Here is a 22,813-nt window from a genome sequence, read left to right as displayed (position 1 = left end):
AGAGATTGTTATGATAAAAGAATTAGAACAGGATAATTTAAACGAGATAGTTTCAAATAACGAAACTGTTGTGGTACAATATATGGCCGGATGGTGCGGTAACTGCCGGGTTATGAAGCCTAAATTCAAGAAATTAGCTTCAGAAAATGAGAATGCTACATTCTTGTTGGTAGATGCTGAAAAATATCCGGAATCAAGGAAACTGGCTAAGGTAGATAACCTGCCAACTTTCGCCACTTTTAAAAATGGAAGTCTCGTAAACCAGGTACAAACTAATAAATTTGAACCTTTAAAAGACCTAGTAAATGAAGTTACCAGTAATTAAGCATTTAGCACGCGAAAATGAAGTTCAAAAACTGGAACATACCATAGAAGTACTCGAAAGTTATACTGAACATCGTTCAATTAAAGACGAGGAAATGGATGTGATAGGTGAACTAATTTCCAATCTTTGCGGTGCTGTAGAAGTAAAGCATTCTATAGATGGAGGAACTCCTGAAAAAGATGCCTGTAACAACTTTATGCAAAAAGTAGTTGGTTCTATAGACCGTTAGATTAATCATTTGCAAATTAAATATTAAAGGGTTGTCTTATCTTAAGGCAACCCTTTGTTTTTATGATAATTTTAGTAAATCCCTAAAAGAGATGTTCTAAATTTAGCAATCCAATATAATAAGAAAATCCATGTCTCAGATAACATTAAAAGGTGAAAAAATAAACACCTATGGCAATTTGCCGGAAAAAGGCGAAAAAGCTCCTCACTTTGAACTTATAAAAGCAGATCTAAGCATCGCAACTTTAAACGATTTTAAAGGAAAACGTGTGATCTTAAATATTTTCCCAAGTATAGATACTGGCGTTTGCGCTACTTCGGTAAGAAAATTCAACGAACGTGCTACCGAGCTTGATAACACGGTTGTTTTATGTATTTCCCGTGATTTGCCATTTGCACAAAAGCGTTTTGTAAATGATGAAGGTTTAGAAAATGTGATCAACCTTTCTGATTTTAGAGATAGAAACTTCGGAAAAGATTATGGCCTTGAAATTATGGATGGCCCTTTCGCAGCGTTACTCTCTCGCGTAGTCATTGTTTTAGATGAAAACGGAAACGTTGTTCACAGCCAGCAAGTTCCAGAAATAGGGGAAGAACCCGATTATCTTGCCGCGCTAAAAACCCTTTTATAATGCGCGATAGTTTCCTCGCAAAAAGAATTAGAGGAGGCGGCTATGCCATTAAAGGAGCCTGGTTGTTATTAAAACATGAACAAAGCATACAGGTGCAATTTGCACTTGCTATAATTATGTGCATTGCCGGCTATTTCTTTGAAATTACCAAAACTGAATGGATGTTTCAATTTTTAGCCATAGGCCTCATTATGACGGCTGAAGGTTTAAACTCTGGCCTTGAAGCCATGGCAGATTTTGTGCACCCAGACTTTCATAGTAAAATTGGCCATATAAAAGATATTGCCGCAGGAGCTGTATTTATAGCCGCGGTAACCGCGGTTATTATTGGTGCATTTATATACTTCCCTTATATTTTCTAAATTTTTCAACATATAATTTTCAGAATCTAAGACTTTTAAAACGCTTATGTTTTAAAGCTTTATTTCTCAAAAAATAATTGCTTAGATTTGAACGTTTAAGCATACGAAAGCGCACCTTCTAAACTCAAGACAGTTTTCTTTATTTTAAAAGGTGCTAATTTGTATTTTTGCTCAAAATCCTTCAAATCATCTATGGCCAAAAAGAAAACCAGTACTAAAACAAGCACCGGGAAAAAGTCGACTAAATTTTCCTTTAAACTTAACCGGCAACAAAAGGTAGTTTTAGGTAGTTTTTTAATGTTATTCGGCCTAGCTTTAAGTGTCGCATTCATTTCATTTTTATTTAACTGGGAAACAGATCAAAGCACGCTTGGTCAATTTTCTAATCGAGAAATAGAAGCCAGAAACTGGCTTAGTAAATTTGGCGCAACGGTTAGCGATTTCTTTATGTATAAGGGTTTTGGTGTGGCAGCCTTTATCTTTTCAATTTTAGTAAGTTACAGCGGATTTCACCTTTTTCTAGGTGTAAAATCTTCAAAACTCAGAGATTCCTGGTTTTGGGGAATTTTAAGCATGCTTTGGCTGGCTATTTTCTTCGGGTTTTTCGCTGCTAAAAATCCAATTTTAGGCGGAAGAATTGGTTTTGAAATGAACGATTTCCTCCAGGATTATCTTGGCTTCTTCGGCACCATTTTATTGATGTTATTTTTATTCATTGCCTATTTGAGTTTAAGATTGAAACTAACGCCAGAATTAATTGGAGGTTTTCTAAAATCTAAAAAAGAAAGTCTGAATAAAGAATTTCAGTCAGATAAAAGAGATATTTCAGAAACTGAAGAAGAAACCGACTGGAAGAAACAAGTAACTCCAAAACAAGAAAAACCTGCTGAAAAATCTTCCGCAGAGATAAATTTGGAAACTACAACTCCAAAGGAAAAAACCCCTACTCCCACTCCTAAACCTGAAAAGAAAGACGAAAATACTGAAGTGGAAATGGAAGTTGAAACTACCGAGGAAGAGGAACTGGAGGAAGATAAAATAAGCAATAAAATAGTTAAGGATTTCGGAGAATTTGATCCTACCCTGGAGCTAAGTAATTATAAATTTCCAACCCTGGAGTTGCTTCAGGATTATGGCGGTGGTATTACCGTAGACCAGGAAGAACTTGAAGAACATAAAAACCGTATTGTAGAAACGCTTAAAAACTACAAAATTGAGATCGCCCAAATTAAAGCTACGGTAGGTCCCACGGTTACTCTATATGAAATTGTTCCTGAAGCTGGAATAAGGATTTCGAAGATTAAAAACCTGGAAGACGATATTGCACTTTCCCTTTCAGCTTTAGGAATTCGTATTATCGCGCCAATTCCCGGAAAAGGAACCATTGGTATAGAAGTACCCAATAAAAACTCCACCATTGTTTCTATGCGTTCGGTGATCGCTTCACCTAAATTCCAGAATGCTGAGATGGAATTACCAATGGCTTTAGGAAAAACTATTTCTAACGAAACCTTTGTTGTAGACCTGGCGAAAATGCCGCATATGCTAATGGCCGGGGCAACAGGTCAGGGTAAATCGGTTGGATTAAACGCTATTCTAACTTCGTTACTCTACAGCAAGCACCCTGCTGAAGTAAAATTTGTATTAGTAGATCCCAAAAAAGTAGAACTTACCCTTTTTAATAAAATTGAACGCCATTATCTCGCAAAATTACCAGATTCGGGAGATGCAATTATTACCGACAATACCAAAGTGATCAACACGCTAAATTCACTTTGCATTGAAATGGATAATCGTTACGAATTGCTTAAAGATGCGATGGTTCGTAATATTAAAGAATATAACGTAAAGTTTAAAGCAAGAAAATTAAATCCGGAAAATGGGCATAAATTCCTGCCGTATATCGTATTGGTGGTAGACGAATTTGCCGATTTGATCATGACCGCTGGAAAAGAAGTGGAAACTCCTATCGCCCGTCTAGCGCAATTGGCCAGGGCAATTGGGATTCATTTAATTATTGCGACACAAAGACCTTCGGTAAATGTAATTACAGGAATTATTAAAGCCAACTTCCCGGCCAGAATTGCTTTTAGGGTAACTTCAAAAATAGATTCCAGAACCATTTTAGATGGCCAGGGAGCAGATCAACTTATTGGACGTGGAGATATGCTTTTTACCCAGGGAAATGAATTAAGACGTTTACAATGTGCTTTTGTAGATACTCCTGAGGTTGATAAAATAACTGAGTTTATAGGTTCTCAAAAGGCCTATCCGGAAGCACACCAACTTCCTGCCTACGAAGCAGACGATAGTGGCACAGGTGTTGATATAGACATTAGCGAAAGAGATAAGCTCTTTAGAGAAGCTGCTGAAGTTATTGTGACAGCACAACAAGGATCAGCTTCTTTACTGCAGCGTAAACTAAAATTAGGTTACAACCGTGCCGGTAGGATTATAGATCAATTAGAAGCGGCGGGGATTGTAGGACCTTTTGAAGGCAGTAAAGCCCGACAGGTTTTAGTTACCGATCTTGCAGGCCTGGATCAATTATTAAATGAAGAATAACACCTAATTACTAAAAAGAAATCAGCAAGATGCTGGACTTAAAAATTTGCAACGCATAAACTGGTTTATAATCCCGTTACAATTGCACTTTTTAAGCTTAAATTAAAAACAAATGAAAAAATTAATTTTTATTACGCTGGCAATTTTCACCATAAGCTTGCAAGCTCAAAATTCTAAAAAAGCCGAAACACTTCTAAACGAAGTTTCTTCTAAAGTTAAAGGCTACGATAATATGGTGATCGATTTTAAATACACCCTTGAGAATAATGCTGCAAATGTAAACCAGGAAACTCGTGGTGATGTAAGCATTAAAGGTGAAAAATATGTGTTGAATCTTATGGGTACTACCCAAATGTTTGATGGTGAAAAAATTTACACCATAATTCCTGAAGACGAAGAAATTAATATTTCTACTTATGTTGAAGAGGAAGAAAATAACATTACTCCTTCAAAAATGTTCACCTTTTACGAAAATGGTTATAACTACGAAATGGATATTGCTCAAAATGTAAACGGCAGGAAGATCCAGTATGTAAAATTGACTCCTAAGGATAGTAATGCAGAGGTTAAAAATATCTTATTGGGTATAGACAGTCAAACAAAACATATTTATAATCTTATTCAAACCCAGGATAACGATACCAAAATCACGATAACCGTAAAAAGTTTTAAAACCGACCAGGAGTTGGCACAAAACCTATTTACTTTTAAGGAAGATCGTTACGAAGATTATTATATCAATAGATTAGACTAAATTGAAAATATTAGACCGGTATATACTCGTTAGTTATCTAAAAACGTTTTTTACAGTTTTTATAATTCTTATGTTCATCTTTGTACTCCAAACCATTTGGCTGTACATTGGTGAACTGGCGGGTAAAGATTTAGATACCGAGATAATATTTAAATTCCTTCTCTATTTTTCCCCTAAACTAGTGCCGCTGGTTTTACCACTTACCATCCTGCTTACCTCCATAATGACCTTCGGAAATTTCGCCGAAAATTATGAGTTTGCGGCTATGAAGTCTTCGGGAATTTCTTTACAAAGAGCAATGCGCGGTCTTACAGTCTTTATTTTATTTGTGAGTGTAACTGCATTCTTTTTCGCAAATAATGTGATCCCGGCCGCGGAATATAAATCAATAAACCTTAGAAAGAATATTGCCAAACTAAAGCCGGCGATGGCGATTACCGAAGGTGTTTTTAACGACCTGGGGACTATAAATATAAAAGTTGAAGATAAAAGTGGGGATAACGGAGAGTATTTGACCGATGTTATTATTCATAAAAAAACGGCACGCAGTGGTAATTTCACTGTAATGAAAGCTAAAGAAGGTGAATTAATGGGAAGTACAGATTCTGATGTGCTTTCTCTAATTTTAAAGGACGGTAATTATTATGATGAAATCCAACCTTCAGATTATTCTAAAAGAAGAAATAAACCCTTTGCCAAAAGCTATTTTGAAGAATACACCATAAACCTGGATCTTTCAGATTTCAATAATGTAGATATGGAAGATGAAAGCTATAGCAATACCCAGGGAATGCTAAAAGTTTCTGAACTCAGGCAAAGTATAGATTCATTTTCTATCGCTTATAACGAGAAAAAAAGAAATCTTTCTGAAAATATGTACAAGCGTACAAATTTCGATAATATCAATGTGAACTTAAACCCGTCTGACTCTATCAGCGAAATTCAAAATACCATTTTAGAAGAATATGATACTTATCAGGCGATTCAAATCGTAAGTTTATCGCTAGGCTCTGTAAACGGTGCACTTTCACATCTTAATATTAAAAGATCTGAGTTGAAAAATTCTACAAAACAACTTAATAAATACGAAATCGCTTTACACGAAAAATATGTGCTGGCTGCAGCCTGTATCGTTTTATTCTTTGTTGGAGCTCCATTAGGTGCCATTATTAGAAAAGGAGGAATGGGACTGCCTATGGTAGTTGCAATTTTGTTATTTCTAACCTACCATTTTATAGGTATTTTCGCTAAAAATAGTGCAGAAGATGGAAGCATTAGTCCGTTTCTGGCAACCTGGCTTTCCACTCTTATTATGCTGCCATTAGGAATTTACCTCACGTACCGTGCAACTACAGATCAGGGGCTATTCGCTTTCGATAATATTACCGAGCCTATTAGAAAAGGGCTTAAAAAAGCTGGTATTATTAAGCCGAAAAGAAAAATAGATTAAATATCTTTGCAGCCCAAAATAACACACAACATGGCTCAGGAGACCACTACCCAAAATACCCTTAAACTTCATAGCATACAGGAAGCAATTGATGATATTCGTGAAGGAAAAGTTATTATTGTGGTAGATGATGAGGACAGGGAGAATGAGGGAGATTTTGTAGCCGCCGCAGATAAGGTAACGCCTGAAATGATTAATTTTATGGCTACTCACGGCCGCGGACTTATTTGCGCACCGATTACCGAAGAACGCTGCAAAAACCTGAAATTAGAAATGATGGTGAGCAACAATACCGATCCTATGGAAACCGGTTTTACCATTTCTGTAGATTTACGTGGTAAAGGAGTAACCACAGGTATTTCAGCTTCAGATAGGGCAAAGACAATTAAGTCGCTTATAGATCCTGATACTAAACCTATAGACCTAAACCGTCCCGGTCATATTTTTCCGCTTAAAGCAAAAGAAGGTGGTGTTTTAAGAAGAACAGGACATACAGAAGCGGCTATAGATTTTGCGAGACTTGCAGGTTTTGAACCCGCAGGAGTTATCGTAGAGATAATGAACGAAGATGGCACCATGGCAAGACTTCCCCAGCTAGTGGAAGTAGCGCAGAAATTCGATCTCAAAATCGTCTCTATTGAAGCTCTCGTTGCTTATAGAATGCAACACGATTCTTTGATCGAGAAAAAAGAAGATTTTGATCTTGACACCCGTTTTGGAAAATTTAGAGTAAGAGCTTACCGTCAAACTACCAACGGGCAGGTTCATATTGCGCTCACAAAAGGAAGTTGGAAAAGCGACGAAGAAATCTTGGTTCGGGTAAATTCTACCCTGGTCAATAATGATATCCTTGGAACACTTACCAATGATGCTGATAAGAAATTGGACAATATGTTCCGGGCGATTAATGAAGAAGGCCGTGGCGCCATTGTTTTTATCAATCCTGCGAGACAATCTTTAAATTTATTACCTCGTCTTGCCGAGTTGAAAGAACTTCAGAAAAAAGGCGAAGTAAAAGCTCCGCCTATTAATATGGATAATAAAGATTTTGGTATTGGCGCCCAAATTTTACACGACCTGGAAATTCATAAAATCAAGTTGCTTTCTAATACCCAACAAACAAAACGTGTTGGAATGATTGGTTATGGACTTGAAATTACCCGTTACGTAAATTATTAGTTCATTTCTATAATTACATCGTCTAAAGGTCTTCTCACTTTTTTAAATTCAGAAAACATATCGTCTTCTGCTCGATAACCTACCGGTAAAGCAAGAACCGATTTCAAATTATATACCTCTAAATTTAGAAGTTCATCATATTTTTCGGGTTGAAAACCTTCCATAGGGCAGGCATCAATTTCTTCAGTAGCACAAACAGTTAAAAGCGTTCCCAAACTTAAATACGCTTGATTTACTGCCCAGGCGTGCACTTCCTCTTCGGCTTTAGATTCAAAGCTATCTACCAGGGATTTTTTGAACGGATCTAAGATCTCATCTGGCGTCTCCCTTATATGCTTTACCCTTTTAAAATATTGTTCAATAAAATCTTTATCTACTTTCTTTTCAATACAAATCACTAAAACATGTGAAGCTGTGTTTAGCTGCTGCTGTTCCCAGGAAGCCGATTTCAATTGCTCCTGAAGCTCTTTATTTTGAACCACAACCATCTTTAAAGGCTGCAAACCATAAGAAGTCGCGGTAAGGTTAAAAGCCTCCTTAAGAATATTAATTTTTTCCCGGGAGAGTTTTCTTTCCGGATTAAACTTTTTGGTCGCGTAGCGCCATTGTAAAGCTTTTATATTAGTCATTTTTCTTTTATTCTTTTAGCATTTTCAAAGGTAAACAATCACATTCGTTGCAAAAAGTAACAGCTATAAATTAAACGTATAGGTAAACTAATATTCTTTATCTTCGTGATATATTTGGCGCCATCCTATGAAGCTTTTTAGAAAATTAATCCTTGCTTTTGCCCTTTTCGTTATTTTAAGCATTCTCATTATTTTTGGGCTGGAGGCTTACGTCCAGAAAGAAACCTCAAGCCTCATTTATTCTGAAATTACAGAAATTCCCTCAGCAAAAACCGGAATTATACTTGGCGCTAGCGTACATTCAGATGGGAAACTATCCCCTATCCTGGAAGATCGTGTAGAAACTGCATACCAGCTATACAAACTCAATAAAATTGAAAATTTTCTAGTGAGTGGCGATCATAGAACCGATGATTATGATGAAGTAAATGCCATTAAAAATTATTTATTGAAAAAAGGAGTTCCCCAGGAATATATTATTTTAGATCATTCTGGGTTTGATACTTACGATAGCATGTATCGCGCTAAGGCCGTTTTCAATATTGAAGACGCTATAGTAATTACGCAAAAATTCCACTTACCCAGAAGTCTTTATATTGCTAAAAACCTGGATGCCTACTATAAAGGGTTAGAAGCTGCTCCCGTGGCCTATACCTCTTCTGAAACGATTAAACGCCGTGAACAACTAGCCAATTTTAAAGCCGTTTGGGAAATTATCACTAACCAACAACCCAGCACGCTGGAAATTCAAGCCAACTAGAACAGCTTTAAAAAATTAAGAGATTTTTTTTATCTTTAGATATAACCAACCAAAAATATAAAATTATGCTACAATGGGTAGTGCATATTGTTATTGATGCTCTTGTTTTGCTGGCTGCGGCCAACATGATGCCTAAAGTTCACCTTAAAGGTTTTAAAACTGCAATTATAGTGGCCCTAACTATAGGAATACTTAGTTTCCTTCTTAGCTGGCTTCTCACTTTATTATTAAATGTTGCGACTTTAGGAATTTTCTATTTCCTGGGTTTAGGTTTTATTACCCGCGTTATTGCCTATGCGATAATTATAGAACTTGCTGATCAATTTAGTTCTGATTTTAAGACCGAAGGTTTCTTACCTTCACTATGGCTGGCAATCTTTATAGCTATTGTAGGAGGAATTGTAGATGCTATTCTTTTTTAAATAATAGTTATTATTTCGAAGCCTTTAAAGCTTTCTCAAATAAAGGCTAGCTACGCGAAATTTTAAATTCCTATTGTTTTTCTAGAGAATAATTATTTATGGAATTCTGGCGGGCTTTGGTTTTTTATTTTTATTTCTTCTGCCAAACCAAATTATAAATCCGCTAACGGGAAGCGCTGCTACAAAAAGACTGACAAAAAACGCTATAATCTTGCCTGTTATTCCAAAATACTGTCCGGTATGCAACCCAAAGGTCATCTCCTGTAATTTCATCCCGGCACTTTTACTGGAATACTCGTGATCTTTTAATAATTCCCCGGTTTCAGGGTGAAAATAGAAATTAGATTGATGGTCGTAATCCATAGCAGCGGGATATGAGCCTGTCGTGATTGGCGCACTTCCGCCCTGCTCCCAAACAAAAAACATTTCGTCTTCAGGTCTTTTCCTTAAGGTTTCTACTAAAGCAATATCCATTGCATTTTCAGAAAACCCAGCATCCTCAATCTGAATGTTTAATTGATCTTCAGGCTTTTCCTGGTATAAATTGGCTAGATCATAAAGCCCGTGATTCATCCATTCATAAGAAAAACTAAGTCCCATAATGGCTATAAATAAGGCCAGAGATGAAATATATAATCCGGTGATGCTATGCCAATCGTAATTTACACGGCGCCATTTAGCATCCCATCTTATTTGAAGACGTTTCTTGAAGTTTTTTCGCTTTTTTGGCCACCAGAGCACTATTCCAGAAATAAGCATAAAAACGAAAATTAATGTAGAAATTCCTACTACCTGTTTTCCTATTTTCTCCGGAAGCCAAAGATGCATATGTAGATCTTCTACAATAAGAAAGAAATCGTCTTCCAGATTTTCCTTCTGAAGAAATTCCGCAGAATAAGGATTGAAATAAATATGGTATGGTACCTCTTCTATCACAGCGTACACAAAAGCTGAACGGTCCCTGCCCTGGTAAACTACCATTCCCGGCTGGGCTTCAGGAAAAAGCGATTTTGTTTTATTCTGAAGTTTTGAAGGCGCTACAAATGTTGAGACTTCAGGAGTGACCTTGCGATAATCGCGAGTAAAATCTTTAATCTCGTCGTGAAAAACAAAAATGCAGCCGGTAACCGCCACTATAAAAACAATAAGACCGGAACCAAGTCCCAGCCATAAATGAAGTTTAGCAATCCACTTCTTTAAACCTTTATTTTTTGCTTTTTTCTGCATATAAAAAGTCACCACCAAAACTCAAAAAACAATTTTGATGGTGACCATATTAATTAATTTAATTAGAAATTATAAGTTAAACTCGCAGCAAAGTTTCTTGGCCTTTGTGGGTTTATCGTAGACCAACCGGTATAGTACTCTTCGTTAGTAAGATTGTTCAACTTCAGGTTAATTCCAAATTTATCTACATTATAGAATAATGAAGCGTTTAAAATCGTGTAGGAAGGAAGGGTGAAAACTCCAGCAGTTTGACGGTTAAAGATCATATTCTCACTGGCATAATTTCCACCGAAACCAAGTCCAAAACCTTCTAGATTTCCTTGCGCAAAACGATAACTTGCCCAGAAATTGGCTAAAGTTTCAGGCCCTGCCGATTCCGGTCTTCTTCCAAGGAAATCAGCTTGATCAGATTCGGTTAATTCGCTATTATTGTGACTAAATCCTGCAATTAAATTTAAACCTTGAAAAGGGCTAGCGGTAATACTGGCTTCAAATCCACGGCTGTACTGCTCGCCATCCTGAACCAGGTTAAATGGATTTTCAGCATCCTGCATTACCATATTAGAAACCTGGATATCGTAATAACTTACAGTAGCTGATAAGTGATTATTCAACAAATTAAACTTAGACCCAACTTCAAATTGTTTTGCTCTCTCAGGATCAAAAACCAGGGTTCTTGTTTCACCTGTCTCAAGATTATCTACCTGTCTTGGTCCTACATTACTAAAACCATCCATATAATTTGCGAAAAGTGCCACTTTATCTAAAACCGGCTGATAAACCAGTCCAAATTTTGGAGAAAGTGCTGTTTGGCTATTGGTTTCGGTTTCAAACTGGTCTAATCTTAAGCTCGTCATTAAAGCAAGCTGTGGCGTGAAATTAAGTACGTTAGAAACATAGGCGCTGTAGATATCTTCTTCAGCGATATTATTATTTCTATTTACATTTTCTAATAAACCGGCAACCCCTTCTTTACTTAAAATTCCGCTATCGTAGCTCGTGATATAATTTGCAGACTCATAGATATCATAAACACTTTCGTTTACATTCTGAAGGCTGGCATTACCAATATATACCTCGCCATTTCCAACATATCCGCTATTGTTATCAATTACTTTTCTATTGAAATAATCTAAACCGACCACGGTACGATTACGCATTCCTGCGATTTCAAAATCTCCGATAAAATTCTGCTGAATATCATTAGTTATGGTTGTAGAATTTTGATTGCTAATGTAACGGGTAAATACCACTCCTTCGTTTAAGTTCGTTACCTCGCCCGGCACTTCTTCTCTACCCTGATTAAACTGAGTAGTTTCATATAAATATGAATAATTCCCCAATGCTTTAGCTGATCCTGTTGAAACCGCGGTTTGTGAAGTCCAGCTATCTGAAAGTTCATAATTCATTTGCGCCTGTAGACTAAAGGTTGGATTTTCTACGGTAAGATCATTACTGGTATAAGAATTCTCATTGTTATAACCTAATTCTTCTATATTGGTAGCTCTAAGCGGTGCTCCTCTATCCACAAATAGCATTAATGGATTTGTACTTTCAGAATCATAAAATTCAGTATTCACAAAAAATGAAAGCTTATCGTTTACTTTATAGCTTAAAGATGGTGCTACAAACAACGATTTTCTAAATCCTGCATCCTGAAAACTATTTTCAGTATGGTATGCCGTATTTATTCTTAGCGCCACATCCCCTGTTTCATCAAGTGGTGTATTTACGTCGGCAGTTATCCGGTTTAAACCGAAACTACCCATTGTGTAAGAAACATTTCCTCCAAAATAACTAAAAGGTTTTTTGGTGGTGATATTGATCAAGCCTCCATAAGAAACCAGGCTGCTACCATATAGGGTTCCCGATGGGCCTTTTATAACTTCAATATTTTCCATATTTGCAGGATCTGGACTACCGTTGGTAAGGGCCGGCAAGCCATTCACCAGGGTTGGTTGCACGGCAAAGCCACGGAGTGAAAAATAACCAGCACCATCATTTCCACGGCCGGTAGATTCCCAAAGTTTGGTAAGTCCGGAAGCATTCTTAACAGCATCATCAAAATTGGTCACTACCTGTTCTTTTAGAAGTTCAGAGGTTATATTATCGTAAACCTGTGGGTTTTCAATTTTTTTAAGTGGCATTTTAGCTACACTAACACTGGCATTTCGGGTAAATTTATTTCCATTTCCATTCCCTCTAACAATTACAGCCCCCAATTCTTCTTGCTTTCCTACAAGGATTATAGAAGACACATCGGTAGTTTCACCGGCTTGTACATTTACTTTTAGATTTTGAGTTTCGTAACCCACGTAAGAAATTTGAAGGGTATAATTTCCCGTTGGAATATTCTTTAAGGTGAATTCACCGCGATTATTGGTTTCGTCGCCCATTCCCAGGCCTTCAACTTCAATATTTACGTTAGAAAGCGAACTTCCTGCGCTATTAACTACACTGCCTTTAATTATACCAGAATTCTGAGCTAAGGCAATTTGCAAGCTGAAAAGAAATAACACTACCAGGCTATTTTTCAATTTCATCACTAAGTGTTTTTATTTAGATTGGTTTTAAATACGGCGCAAATGTAAAAACCTATTCTAATTTTTAAAAGCTTATTTATACTTATTTTAAATAAAAATAAGCGAGATAGATCCATTGTTTTGTTTATCAAAGAAGTAGATTATTAAAATTTATACTACTAAAAGTATTTTTGATCTTTTCTTAACTCCTGCCGGGTTCTAATCTTTTATATTTGCCGCTTAAATTTGCGCTATGATAAAATTGATTGTTACCGATATGGATGGGACGTTGTTGAACGATCAACACGAGATTCACCCCGATTTCTGGGAAATAGAAGAATTACTTAATGAAAAAGGAATTATGTTCTCAGTTGCCAGTGGGCGTCAATTTTATAATTTGGAGAGCAAATTTGATAGAATTAAAGATCGCATGTTGTTTTTTGCTGAAAACGGCACCCACGTGGTTCACAAGGGTAAAGATCTTTATGTAAATCCCTTAGATAAAGAGGCCGCCCTGGATTTTGTTAGAAAAGGAAGAGAACTTTCTGATACTCATTTAGTACTCTGTGGAAAAAATTCGGCTTATATTGAAAGCAAAGATGATGGCTTTTTTAACGAGATCAATAAATTCTACAAAAGAATAGAAAAAGTTGAAGATCTTACCAAAGTAGATGACACTATTTTAAAGGTTACTTTTTGTAATTTTAATGGCGTTGAAGAACATACCTACCCGCATTTCGAAAAATATACTAATGATTATAAAGTTGCGATCGCAGCCAATGTCTTTATAGATATCACTTCTATTACCGCGAATAAAGGAAATGCAATAAGCGGTATTCAAAAAGAGCTGAATATCTCCCCGGAAGAAACACTTGTTTTTGGCGATTATCTAAATGATCTTGAGATGATGCAAAATGCTAAATATAGCTATGCAATGAAAAATGCCCATCCTGAAATTATTAATGCCAGTAAATATGTAACTAATTTCAGTAATAATGATAATGGCGTTTTAAAAACCATCGAGGAACTCGGTCTACTTAAAGATGAATATGCTATAAAAAGCTAAACTTGATCTATAAATCAGGTTTTAAATATTCGGTTTGATTTTTCAAATATTCCAGGATAAGAACCTTAGGTTTTAATTTACTCTAGAATATTATCATTCACCTCAATCCAATAACCATCGGGGTCCTGGAAGTAAATTTGCCTGATCCCATCTGGGCGATTGGTTACCATATTTTTTTCGCCCCTTCCATTTTCAAAAGGAATGTTTTTTTCTCTCAGAAAATCCATGAATTCTGATAAATTCCCGGTATTAAATGCAGAATGAAAGCCTTTATTCTTTTCTATTTTCGTATCACTTTCCACTAAATGCAGCTGCACTTTATTTTTTAACTGAAACCATACAATGTGGTCCCCAAGTCCGCCGTTGGGTATTTGCTCCAAACCGAGAATATTCTTATAGAAATTCATTGAAGTTTCTAAATCTTTTACTCTAATCGTATCGTGATCTTTTCTAAAATTAAAGTGCCCATTTTTAGAAGTGGCTGCAAATAATATAAATACATTCTGCTTTTTACTAATTTCTTTCATTCCTGCTGTATATTTTTTTGAAATTAAAAAAAATGCTCTAGTTAACTCAAAAACTCAGGTTAAACTTTTAGTGCCGGTTTTAAAAAGCAGTATCTTGGCACTGCAATCGCAATAAGTAACTATGCTGTATATTTTACATCATCCAGATGACAAGGAAAAAGTGGAAAGTGATATCTTCCCTTTATTAGAAAATACCGAAAAACAAACCATAAATTATCCAGAAACAGATTATGAAGCGGGAGAAGATGATATTATTGTTACTTATTTAAGCGACGAATTTTTAAGAGAATTCCTAACAAAAGCAGCTCAAAAGGGGATAAAGGTGGGTATTTTACCACACCCTAAAAACACCTACACCACAAAGGGACTGGGTATATCTAATGATCACGAAACAGCTTTAAAAGAAATTCTGGAAAATGAAGAAGTGCATAAATTAGATATGCTCTATTGTAATGATATTCCTGTATTTCAATCGGTAAATATTGGAAATGTTTTCATTTTTACTGAAGATCATAAAAACAACAATTTTTTTCACGAGGTTTTATCCTTTTTTAAAAACATAAGGCATTTATCTTCGCTTTCTCATAATTCTTATGAGATAAGTTCAGAAGATGAGAAGATTATACATACTTCGGCTTTAGGAATAATTGTGGTAGAACACGCTTTAAGCTCGGTTGTGGCAAGAAGGTTGGTATCTGAGAGTTCTTTAAACGATGGGATGTTTACATCACTAATAATTTCACCAACTAATTTATTACAATTAATATGGTTTCTATTGCGTAGTTTACTTCCCGGGGGGAAACAACTAAATAAAGCCCCATCTTTTATAGGAAGAATAAAAATTGCAGACCTAAAGATCAAAAATTCATCTGCAATAGAATTTACTGTAGATGGAGAAAAAGAACAGGCCGAGCAAGTGTCGTTGCGTGTAGAAGCTGAATCACTAATCCTGGCCCAGGCCAGTAAATATTGCACAGAGAAAGATTCAGCAAATCTTAAAAAAAGCAATAAAACCGATACTCTACCTACCGGTGAAAAGAGGGAAGAATTAACCAAACGTACCATTCCTATTTTTCCAAGAGCAACTACCGAGGAATTTCAGGAATTATTTAAGTTACTACGCGAAAATTCAAAATCCAGTTCCATGTATGTAGTGATGATGATCCTTTCAACACTTATCGCAACTTTTGGACTTTTCGCTAATTCGTCTCCGGTAATTATTGGAGCGATGATCCTTGCCCCTATTATATCTCCAATCGTCTCCTTCGCCATGGGTATGGTTCGTTACGATACTAATATGCTAAAACGGGGAATTATCACAATTTTAATAGGAACAGGAGTTTCGTTATTATTCTCTGCGGGAGTGAGCCTTATTATCCCAATAAAACTAGTTACTTCTGAAATTGACGCTCGTTTATCCCCTACCCTTTTAGATATGGGAATCGCCGTGGCTTCCGGGGTAGCAGCAGCTTACGCCCACGCAAAAGAAGGAATCGCAAAAAGTCTTGCAGGAGTTGCAATTGCAGTTGCCCTGGTGCCGCCTTTGGCTGTTTCCGGAATTGGTATTGGCTGGTGGGACTGGGATGTATTTTCAGGTGCCTTCCTACTTTATTTAACCAACCTTGCAGGGATTATCATGTTTGCCGGAATCACCTTTCTAATTTTGGGGTTTGCTCCTTTTAAACGAGCAAAATTAGGTTTGATTTATACCTTAATTTTAATTGGAATAGTCATGGTACCCCTATCGCTATCCTTTAACCGTATTAAAAAGGAAGCCAGCATTACAAGAGATTTAGAAGGTTCTACTATAAACAATACTGTGGTTCGTGATGTTAAAGTACGCTTTGGAGATCCGCTAAGAGTTTCACTCACCCTGGTGGGACAGGAAAATCTTGAAGGCGATGAAATTAGGGAAATCAAAAAAGAACTGGAAAAAGAGATTGGAGAAGAGATAAATTTGGAGGTAATATCTGCCCGGGGATTCTAGCGTTGTGTACTATTTCAACACTTTTGTAGAACTAAATACAAGTTTTTCTAATCTTATTTTAATCTAATTGTAGTGCTGCAATCCCAATATACCTTTCATGAAGTAAATCTATTGATCAATAAAATATTTACACACCTAATAATCAATACTTTAAAAAAAAGTATTAAATTTTAAACTGATAATATTTTCATTAGTAAATTTGGATCCCGAAATTTTTAAGTTTTAGACTCGTTGGCGTAAAAGTTGTTTAGTTGAGGCTGGTTTTAAAAATTCTACTAAAAAAATTGATAAAAACATGAAGAAAACTATTCTTCTACTCCTTCTCACTGTCTTAATTTCCTCTACTTTAATGGGTCAGGATTATTCCTATGATAGCATCTATCAACCCATTCCCGGAGTTACAGGCAAAGCCCAATTTACCTATAAATTGGCGAATGAAGATGAAAAAATTAAAGACGGAGAATTTACTTTCCTTAGAGAAAATAAAGATAGCCTGGCTGAAACAAGTGCCACATACAATTTTTGGGAAGGAGAATATAAGAATAATCTTAAAGTAGATACATGGAAATATGAAGTTAAAAATCATATTGTAAGAATTAATGAGATCTCTGATATCGAGCTTGATTACGACATTCTTACAGAAGATGAAACGCTTTACTTAACTTATAAAGACGGTTATCCTGAAGGAGATTTAGCCATGGAAACCATACTCTATATAGATGGCAACCGTATAAAAACCCTTGAAAACCTAGAAACCAGTTTTCTAAACCAAACTATGACCGGGAGGTTTGATTATATCCTGGCTAACCGTGACCAGGATAGTATTTCTGTAGCTGGAAATATTGTGAATGGTTTAATGGATGGCGTTTGGGAATTCAATTATTTTACTGAAGACTTACAGGAAATAAGAACTTACAATCGTGGAATTCTTCTTGAACTTGAACGTATTAAAAACAATACTAGTATTGAGAAAATAGAATTCCCTATTAGTGAAGGCTTACAAGCTGCCCTTAGCAATGAACAAACGAATGTAGAACTCGCTAATCGCCCTCTAAGTTTAAACTTTAGTGATGGCTACCCAAGAACTTCAAAATATATTAAGGCACAGCAAAAAGGAGAAAAAGTTATTCAAAATATCCTGGAAAGAATATTTAAATACGATCCTGAAATAAAACCTCTAGAAAATCTTCCACTTGGTGCTAACCGAGCTTTTTATCCGCTTAGTGATGAAGAAGCCTCCAGGTTAGAAGCATGGAAAGAAATAGAAAATACTTATCGTAAGAATATTGATAGTATTAGCAATCTTGAAATAGAAAACCTAAACCTTGTAGAAAATGACGATGTTCAGCAGGCACTTCAATGGAAACAAAAACAGGATTCCCTTAATGAATATATAAAACCGTGGAACAATATTTTTTATAAAGATCAGCTTCCGTTTTATAACCGAAAAGGATTGCTTGTAAATTATGCTAAAGAATTGCTTTCACGCGATACCATTTATGTAAACGAAAAGGAATTTATATACGATTATACGACTAAAAATGAAACAGATAACTTTTTAATATATGTGGTTGAGAATTTCGAAAAGAGAAACGAACAGGCAGATACTTTAATTTCAAACCTTACTGCAGCAGTAGATGATCTAAAATTAGATAGGGAAATTGGTCAAATTAACGATGAAGTTTCCAGCACTCGAGAAAAAATAACCAAACTCTTTAGAGGGAAATTGAAGAATGATGATCTGGATGAAATTGCAAAGACCGCAAAAAATCATTTTTACAGGGATAGTTTACCCAAGCTGGTTAACAGATTTTTAGAAGATGCCAATGATGATGCTGTTCAAATTCAAAGAGGAAGGGATATCTTAAGACAATTAGAATTGTTCGAGACTATTTGGGAAACCAGTAAAAGAATAAATGAACTATCAGGCAGAATAGACACTTTATATACCGATTATACCTTTGATCCTTTTACTTATAGCGAAGAGGTTCCGGTTAGGAAAAAGAAAACGCTTTACAATGAAATTAACGACAATATCATCGGTTCATTAAAAAACCAAGCTAAAGACGCTTATCGTGATCCAGAAGAAGTTCTTAAAAAATTAAATTCAATCTTAAGAATGCAAGACAGGCTAATATTTATGGAAGACAAAAACACACGGAATCTGGAGAGGAAATTACGAAGATCTGATTCGTATAGTGAAAAAGTAGAGCTTCTTAATAGTCTGTAATGAAAAAAATAATATTCTTTTTATGCTTTCTTTTCCTAAGTCTTTCCTCCCAAGCTCAGGAAATTACTGAAGAATCTCCTGCTGGCCTATATGATAAGGAATTTAGACATTCCACGGGTTTATGGACAGGGCTCTATACCAAATACCGCCTAACAGAAAACCTTTTCTACTACGGGGAATATCATTTTAGACGGCGTACCAATTTTATAGAAGATATGGCCCAGGTTTATTTAAGATTTGGACTAACCTATCTGCTAAACCCACGGGTAGAGATAACCGCTGGTGTTGTCACCCCATTTTACTGGGCTCCAGAGCAGGATCTACCTAATCAGGACAATATTGTCCCTCAATATAGATTATGGCAGCAACTGGTTTTAGTACAACCTTTTGACCGTTTAAAATTATATCATCAATTTAGGTTTGAACAGCGTTGGAGAAGAGAATATTTAGAAGGTTCAGAATTTGTCTTGTCTAACAGGTTTAGGTACAAGATTACGGCCTATTATCCGCTTAATAATTATAAGCTTCTAAATAATACTTTATTTCTTTCCTTCTATGAAGAAGTATTTCTACAGGCAGGAAAGAGGGTTACTTATGATTACCTTGAAGATAACCGAATGTTCCTTGGTCTTGGATATAAATTAAATGAGAACATACAATTTCAGGCAGGTTATATGTGGACATTTAGATATGATGGAGGCCCTAATAATTTTGAACACCGGCATATTCCAAGAATAAGTGTATACCATAACCTGGATTTTCATAGGATGAGAATAGAAAAGCAAAAAGAAAAAATAAGGGTTTTAGAAAATGAATTTTAACATTGTTAAATAATTTGGTTAAGCTTTTCTCAAATTCAAAGATTATACTCTAAAATATTTTGTTGGACGCTTCAAACTATTTAGTTTGCATCTAAATTGAAAATTAACATTAAAAACAAATTATGATTAAATCAAAAAAGATTGCAGGCCTATTATTTGCTTTCACATTAGGAACAGCAAGTGTATTTGCCCAGACCCAACAACTACCTCAACAACAGCAACAAGCTGTAGAAGTAGATGTTAGTGATGAAGAGCTTTCTAAATTTGCTGAAGCTTACCAGGAAATAAGAATGGTAAACCAAAAAGCACAGCAAGAAATGGCGCAGAAAGTTGAAGAGAGCGGATTTGACATTCAACGTTTTAATGAAATTCACCAGGCTTCTTTAGATCCAAATGCTGATGTTGAAGTAACTGAAGAAGAAAAAACCAAGCACGAGGAAGTTGTTGCAGAAATTGAAGGTATGCAAGGTGAATTCCAGGAAGAAATGGAAGAAGCAATTAGTAAAAATGATCTTGATGTAGAGCGTTACGAAAAAATCGCAATGGCACTTCAAACCGATACTGAATTGCAACAAAGACTACAACAGTTAATGCAAGGATAATTTCTAATTCATTTTAGAGATTTTATAAAAAAAGGCCACCTTACTGGGAGGCCTTTTTTTATGTTTATTTTATAACTTCATTTTTGGTAAAAACCGCAACTATGCTATATTTTAGGCGTAAATCAAGGAAGATCTAAATTTGAAAACAGGGCTTAAAATTTACTTCATATTAATTACAACAATTCTATTAAATCAATGGAATTGGAGTCCTCTTTATGCGCAAGAAACAATGAAACAAAAAGACAGTCTAAAATTTGAAAATAAAATTGTACCAGATGCAATTTGGAGGGAAACTTACATTGCGCTATCCCACTATCCTGAATTAAAAGATACCCCAATTGAATTCAAGTTCAAGAAAAAAATCCAGAAGTCTTTTATGCAGGCGCAACCAAAAGCTTCAGGATTACTAAAGAATAAAAAGAACCGCTCTTATTTTGTAATGATAAGTGAGCACATAAAAATTGACGACGAGGTTTTTGATGTCAAAAACGTCCCTTCTGAAGTGCTTATTGGTTGGATTGGTCACGAACTTGGCCATATTATGGATTACCGAGAACGCAGCGCCATAAATATGGTTTGGTTTGGCATCAAATACCTAACTTCAAAAAGATATATTCAGGAAGCAGAAAGAGCCGCAGATACCTATGCGGTGAACCACGGCCTTGGTAAATATATTATTGCTACTAAAGATTTCATCCTGAATCACGCCCAACTTGCAGATTCATACAAAGCGAGGATCAAGAAATTATATCTTTCTCAAGAAGAAATTATGACCCTTATTGATGAAATTGATGAAGACGATGATTAGGCTTTTTGCTCTTTCACAAACTTCTCCCATTTAGCAAATTTCTCTTCATTCATCACTTTCTCCATTTTCACCTGTCCGCCTTTTTTCTTATTGGCAGCACTCCACTCTGGAAACATTTCAGGATGTACTTTTGTTACCTTCACCCCTTTTAACGCTTTAGAACGAGCTACTTTATAATTCTTATTCGCATTTTTCAAGGATTCATCAAGAGCTTTTGCAAGTTCTTCTTCTGGGGTTTCTCCCTCAGTACCCAGATACCAATGATGATGAAATTCTCCATCTATTCTTACGGCCGCAAGCGTAAATTCGGGAATTTTTATATCGAATTTGTCTTCCATTTCCTGTAAAGCATCATTCATCTTATTTACTGAAAGTTGAGAACCAACTACATTTAAAAAGAATTTAGTTCTTCCGGTAATTTTAATCTCGTGACGTTCTACATCTGTAAACTTAATGGTGTCGCCTATTAAATATCTCCAGGCTCCTGAAACAGTACTTATTAAAAGAATGTAATCTTCCTCCTCTTTAACTTCAGAAATCGGGATTACCGGTGCATCATCAGTTATGGAACCATCCTGATTCACATATTCCGCTTTAAAAGGAACGAATTCAAAGTATATTCCGTTGCTAACAGCAAGTTTCATCGCATGGGTTTCAGGTCTTTGTTGATAAGCTATAAAACCTTCTGAAGCCAGGTAAGTATCAATTACCGTGATTGGATGTTTTAAAAGTGCATTAAAACTTTTTTCGTAAGGCTCAAATGCCACACCACCAGAAGTATAAACCTGAAGATTGGGCCAAATTTCGTGAATGTTATCAACTTTATGATATTCAATCACTTTCTTCATCATAAGCTCCAACCATGAAGGTATGCCACTTAAAGCACCAATATCCCAATTTTTGGCATTTTCAGCAATTCGCTGTACCCTATCATCCCATTCGGGAATTCTCGAGATTTCATCTCCTGGCTTATAGTAACCTTTAAACCAAAAAGGAATTTTGCTGGCAGATATTCCACTAATTTCTCCTTCTTCGTGATCTCCTTCTTTTTGCAAATCGGTAGAACTTCCAAGCATCATTATCTCTTTTTCAAAGAAATCTGTAGGTAAATCAAAATTACTAAGTGCTCCTACCTGGTCTATTCCCGTTTGCCTAATAGCATCTACCATATCATCGGTTACCGGAATACGCTTACTGGATTTACCAGTGGTGCCAGAACTAAGCGCAAAATAAGGAGGTTTCCCGGGCCAGGTTACATCTTCTTCACCTTCGTGCATTTTACTCCACCATTCTTCGTTGATCTTGTTATAATCAAAATAGGGAACTTTTTCGGCAAACATTTTCGGAATATCATCAGCTTCTAAAATTGCTTCAAAATCGTAGTGTTTTCCAAACTGGGTATCTTTCGCTTTATTAAGCAGTTTTTTTAGAACTTCTAACTGTGCTTCTTCCGCATTAGGCTCAGAAACTATTGTATCTCTAAGATCTATTAAATTTTTTATAATTGAACCGATAATGGCCATAATTGTGTTATTTATTGGTGGTTACTCGATAATCGAGATTTGAATGCTCCAGGGCTTGTCTCGAATCAAAATATTTTTCCTATAATTCCTGGGTTTTCCCCGAAGTAGTTTACTTCAAAAAATGAAGATAAAAAAAACCAAAATCAACACTATTAATGTCTTGACAATTATCAATAATTTAACCTTTATAAAAA

21 protein-coding genes are annotated in these 22,813 nt (G+C 35.8%); 16 read left to right on the top strand and 5 right to left on the bottom strand.

All coding sequences use genetic code 11. From position 1 onward, the window contains the following. Positions 1 to 10 precede the first annotated feature (10 nt). From FG27_RS15055 to ribB, 8 genes are all read left to right on the top strand, one after another. The gene (locus tag FG27_RS15055; protein ID WP_037320513.1) at positions 11 to 325 is read left to right on the top strand and encodes a thioredoxin family protein; all 315 of its coding nucleotides are present in this window, start codon (positions 11 to 13) and stop codon (positions 323 to 325) included. After that, on the top strand, positions 306 to 554 hold the full coding sequence (locus FG27_RS15050; RefSeq protein WP_037320510.1) for a hypothetical protein: 249 nt from the start codon (positions 306 to 308) through the stop codon (positions 552 to 554). The genes FG27_RS15055 and FG27_RS15050 overlap by 20 nt, the downstream gene beginning before the upstream one ends. A 130-nt stretch (positions 555 to 684) precedes the next feature. Next, positions 685 to 1,185 (top strand): thiol peroxidase, encoded by a 501-nt coding sequence (tpx, locus tag FG27_RS15045; protein ID WP_037320504.1) that lies wholly within the window; start codon positions 685 to 687, stop codon positions 1,183 to 1,185. Then, positions 1,185 to 1,547 carry a diacylglycerol kinase gene (locus FG27_RS15040; protein WP_037320502.1) on the top strand — a complete coding sequence of 121 codons (363 nt, stop codon included), beginning with the start codon at positions 1,185 to 1,187 and terminating at the stop codon, positions 1,545 to 1,547. Before tpx ends, FG27_RS15040 begins: the two co-directional genes overlap by 1 nt. Before the next feature lie 192 nt (positions 1,548 to 1,739). Beyond that, positions 1,740 to 4,112 (top strand): DNA translocase FtsK, encoded by a 2,373-nt coding sequence (locus FG27_RS15035; RefSeq protein ID WP_037320499.1) that lies wholly within the window; start codon positions 1,740 to 1,742, stop codon positions 4,110 to 4,112. A gap of 112 nt (positions 4,113 to 4,224) precedes the next feature. Then, positions 4,225 to 4,866, top strand: a complete 642-nt coding sequence (locus FG27_RS15030; RefSeq protein ID WP_037320497.1) for an outer membrane lipoprotein carrier protein LolA — start codon at positions 4,225 to 4,227, stop codon at positions 4,864 to 4,866. A 1-nt stretch (position 4,867) separates the two neighbouring features. Next, positions 4,868 to 6,316, top strand: a complete 1,449-nt coding sequence (locus FG27_RS15025) for an LptF/LptG family permease (protein ID WP_051935881.1) — start codon at positions 4,868 to 4,870, stop codon at positions 6,314 to 6,316. Between the two features lie 30 nt (positions 6,317 to 6,346). Continuing rightward, positions 6,347 to 7,495, top strand: a complete 1,149-nt coding sequence (gene ribB / locus FG27_RS15020) for a 3,4-dihydroxy-2-butanone-4-phosphate synthase (protein ID WP_037320492.1) — start codon at positions 6,347 to 6,349, stop codon at positions 7,493 to 7,495. On the opposite strand, the gene FG27_RS15015 is transcribed toward ribB, so the two are convergent. Beyond that, positions 7,492 to 8,124 carry an NAD(P)H-dependent oxidoreductase gene (locus FG27_RS15015; RefSeq protein WP_037320490.1) on the bottom strand — a complete coding sequence of 211 codons (633 nt, stop codon included), beginning with the start codon at positions 8,122 to 8,124 and terminating at the stop codon, positions 7,492 to 7,494. The two genes, ribB and FG27_RS15015, sit on opposite strands and share 4 nt — an antisense overlap. A 127-nt stretch (positions 8,125 to 8,251) precedes the next feature. Between FG27_RS15015 and FG27_RS15010 the strand changes: the two genes are divergently transcribed. Continuing rightward, the gene (locus FG27_RS15010; protein WP_037320488.1) at positions 8,252 to 8,884 is read left to right on the top strand and encodes a vancomycin high temperature exclusion protein; all 633 of its coding nucleotides are present in this window, start codon (positions 8,252 to 8,254) and stop codon (positions 8,882 to 8,884) included. A gap of 65 nt (positions 8,885 to 8,949) precedes the next feature. Then, positions 8,950 to 9,306 carry a phage holin family protein gene (locus FG27_RS15005; RefSeq protein WP_037320486.1) on the top strand — a complete coding sequence of 119 codons (357 nt, stop codon included), beginning with the start codon at positions 8,950 to 8,952 and terminating at the stop codon, positions 9,304 to 9,306. 96 nt (positions 9,307 to 9,402) lie between these two features. Here the strand turns inward: FG27_RS15005 and FG27_RS15000 are convergent, their stop codons facing one another. Continuing rightward, positions 9,403 to 10,533 carry a PepSY domain-containing protein gene (locus tag FG27_RS15000; RefSeq protein ID WP_051935880.1) on the bottom strand — a complete coding sequence of 377 codons (1,131 nt, stop codon included), beginning with the start codon at positions 10,531 to 10,533 and terminating at the stop codon, positions 9,403 to 9,405. A gap of 62 nt (positions 10,534 to 10,595) precedes the next feature. Next, positions 10,596 to 13,076: a TonB-dependent receptor gene (locus FG27_RS14995; protein ID WP_037320485.1), complete on the bottom strand. Its 2,481-nt coding sequence runs from the start codon at positions 13,074 to 13,076 to the stop codon at positions 10,596 to 10,598. Between the two features lie 232 nt (positions 13,077 to 13,308). Between FG27_RS14995 and FG27_RS14990 the strand changes: the two genes are divergently transcribed. Beyond that, a complete protein-coding gene (locus FG27_RS14990; RefSeq protein WP_037320483.1) occupies positions 13,309 to 14,121 on the top strand; it encodes an HAD family hydrolase in 813 nt (270 codons plus the stop codon). Between the two features lie 77 nt (positions 14,122 to 14,198). Here the strand turns inward: FG27_RS14990 and FG27_RS14985 are convergent, their stop codons facing one another. Next, entirely contained in the window at positions 14,199 to 14,648 is a 450-nt protein-coding gene (locus tag FG27_RS14985; RefSeq protein ID WP_037320482.1) for a VOC family protein, read from the bottom strand. Positions 14,649 to 14,769: 121 nt separating this feature from the next. Here FG27_RS14985 and FG27_RS14980 point away from each other — a divergent pair, with 121 nt between their 5' ends. The 5 genes from FG27_RS14980 to FG27_RS14960 all read left to right on the top strand — a co-directional run bounded on the left by FG27_RS14980 (position 14,770) and on the right by FG27_RS14960 (position 21,096). Next, a complete protein-coding gene (locus tag FG27_RS14980) occupies positions 14,770 to 16,635 on the top strand; it encodes a TIGR00341 family protein (protein WP_037320480.1) in 1,866 nt (621 codons plus the stop codon). Between the two features lie 295 nt (positions 16,636 to 16,930). After that, positions 16,931 to 18,865, top strand: coding sequence for a hypothetical protein (locus tag FG27_RS14975; protein ID WP_037320478.1), 1,935 nt, complete (start codon positions 16,931 to 16,933; stop codon positions 18,863 to 18,865). Continuing rightward, on the top strand, positions 18,865 to 19,686 hold the full coding sequence (locus FG27_RS14970) for a DUF2490 domain-containing protein (RefSeq protein ID WP_051935879.1): 822 nt from the start codon (positions 18,865 to 18,867) through the stop codon (positions 19,684 to 19,686). Before FG27_RS14975 ends, FG27_RS14970 begins: the two co-directional genes overlap by 1 nt. Positions 19,687 to 19,808: 122 nt before the next feature. After that, a complete protein-coding gene (locus FG27_RS14965; RefSeq protein WP_037320477.1) occupies positions 19,809 to 20,288 on the top strand; it encodes a DUF4168 domain-containing protein in 480 nt (159 codons plus the stop codon). 229 nt (positions 20,289 to 20,517) lie between these two features. Continuing rightward, positions 20,518 to 21,096, top strand: a complete 579-nt coding sequence (locus tag FG27_RS14960; RefSeq protein ID WP_037322350.1) for a hypothetical protein — start codon at positions 20,518 to 20,520, stop codon at positions 21,094 to 21,096. On the opposite strand, the gene FG27_RS14955 is transcribed toward FG27_RS14960, so the two are convergent. Further along, on the bottom strand, positions 21,093 to 22,619 hold the full coding sequence (locus tag FG27_RS14955) for a GH3 auxin-responsive promoter family protein (protein WP_037320475.1): 1,527 nt from the start codon (positions 22,617 to 22,619) through the stop codon (positions 21,093 to 21,095). The two genes, FG27_RS14960 and FG27_RS14955, sit on opposite strands and share 4 nt — an antisense overlap. Between the last annotated feature and the right edge of the window lie 194 nt (positions 22,620 to 22,813).

Origin of the sequence: Salegentibacter sp. Hel_I_6 (assembly GCF_000745315.1) — a bacterium.
In the GTDB taxonomy this organism is placed as follows: domain Bacteria; phylum Bacteroidota; class Bacteroidia; order Flavobacteriales; family Flavobacteriaceae; genus Salegentibacter.
This window is presented reverse-complemented; position numbering and strand designations above follow the sequence as displayed.

What these genes read in the sequence shown, in the direction of transcription:
- FG27_RS15040 (WP_037320502.1), top strand. Translation starts at nt 1,185, where the DNA reads ATGCGCGATAGTTTCCTCGCAAAAAGAATTAGAGGAGGCGGCTATGCC.
- FG27_RS14975 (WP_037320478.1), top strand. Translation starts at nt 16,931, where the DNA reads ATGAAGAAAACTATTCTTCTACTCCTTCTCACTGTCTTAATTTCCTCT.
- FG27_RS14965 (WP_037320477.1), top strand. Translation starts at nt 19,809, where the DNA reads ATGATTAAATCAAAAAAGATTGCAGGCCTATTATTTGCTTTCACATTA.
- FG27_RS15055 (WP_037320513.1), top strand. Translation starts at nt 11, where the DNA reads ATGATAAAAGAATTAGAACAGGATAATTTAAACGAGATAGTTTCAAAT.
- FG27_RS15030 (WP_037320497.1), top strand. Translation starts at nt 4,225, where the DNA reads ATGAAAAAATTAATTTTTATTACGCTGGCAATTTTCACCATAAGCTTG.
- FG27_RS14960 (WP_037322350.1), top strand. Translation starts at nt 20,518, where the DNA reads ATGAAACAAAAAGACAGTCTAAAATTTGAAAATAAAATTGTACCAGAT.
- FG27_RS14955 (WP_037320475.1), bottom strand. Translation starts at nt 22,619, where the DNA reads ATGGCCATTATCGGTTCAATTATAAAAAATTTAATAGATCTTAGAGAT.
- FG27_RS14970 (WP_051935879.1), top strand. Translation starts at nt 18,865, where the DNA reads ATGAAAAAAATAATATTCTTTTTATGCTTTCTTTTCCTAAGTCTTTCC.
- FG27_RS15015 (WP_037320490.1), bottom strand. Translation starts at nt 8,124, where the DNA reads ATGACTAATATAAAAGCTTTACAATGGCGCTACGCGACCAAAAAGTTT.
- FG27_RS15035 (WP_037320499.1), top strand. Translation starts at nt 1,740, where the DNA reads ATGGCCAAAAAGAAAACCAGTACTAAAACAAGCACCGGGAAAAAGTCG.
- FG27_RS14995 (WP_037320485.1), bottom strand. Translation starts at nt 13,076, where the DNA reads ATGAAATTGAAAAATAGCCTGGTAGTGTTATTTCTTTTCAGCTTGCAA.
- FG27_RS15000 (WP_051935880.1), bottom strand. Translation starts at nt 10,533, where the DNA reads ATGCAGAAAAAAGCAAAAAATAAAGGTTTAAAGAAGTGGATTGCTAAA.
- FG27_RS14980 (WP_037320480.1), top strand. Translation starts at nt 14,770, where the DNA reads ATGCTGTATATTTTACATCATCCAGATGACAAGGAAAAAGTGGAAAGT.
- ribB (WP_037320492.1), top strand. Translation starts at nt 6,347, where the DNA reads ATGGCTCAGGAGACCACTACCCAAAATACCCTTAAACTTCATAGCATA.
- FG27_RS14985 (WP_037320482.1), bottom strand. Translation starts at nt 14,648, where the DNA reads ATGAAAGAAATTAGTAAAAAGCAGAATGTATTTATATTATTTGCAGCC.
- tpx (WP_037320504.1), top strand. Translation starts at nt 685, where the DNA reads ATGTCTCAGATAACATTAAAAGGTGAAAAAATAAACACCTATGGCAAT.
- FG27_RS15010 (WP_037320488.1), top strand. Translation starts at nt 8,252, where the DNA reads ATGAAGCTTTTTAGAAAATTAATCCTTGCTTTTGCCCTTTTCGTTATT.
- FG27_RS15050 (WP_037320510.1), top strand. Translation starts at nt 306, where the DNA reads ATGAAGTTACCAGTAATTAAGCATTTAGCACGCGAAAATGAAGTTCAA.
- FG27_RS14990 (WP_037320483.1), top strand. Translation starts at nt 13,309, where the DNA reads ATGATAAAATTGATTGTTACCGATATGGATGGGACGTTGTTGAACGAT.
- FG27_RS15005 (WP_037320486.1), top strand. Translation starts at nt 8,950, where the DNA reads ATGCTACAATGGGTAGTGCATATTGTTATTGATGCTCTTGTTTTGCTG.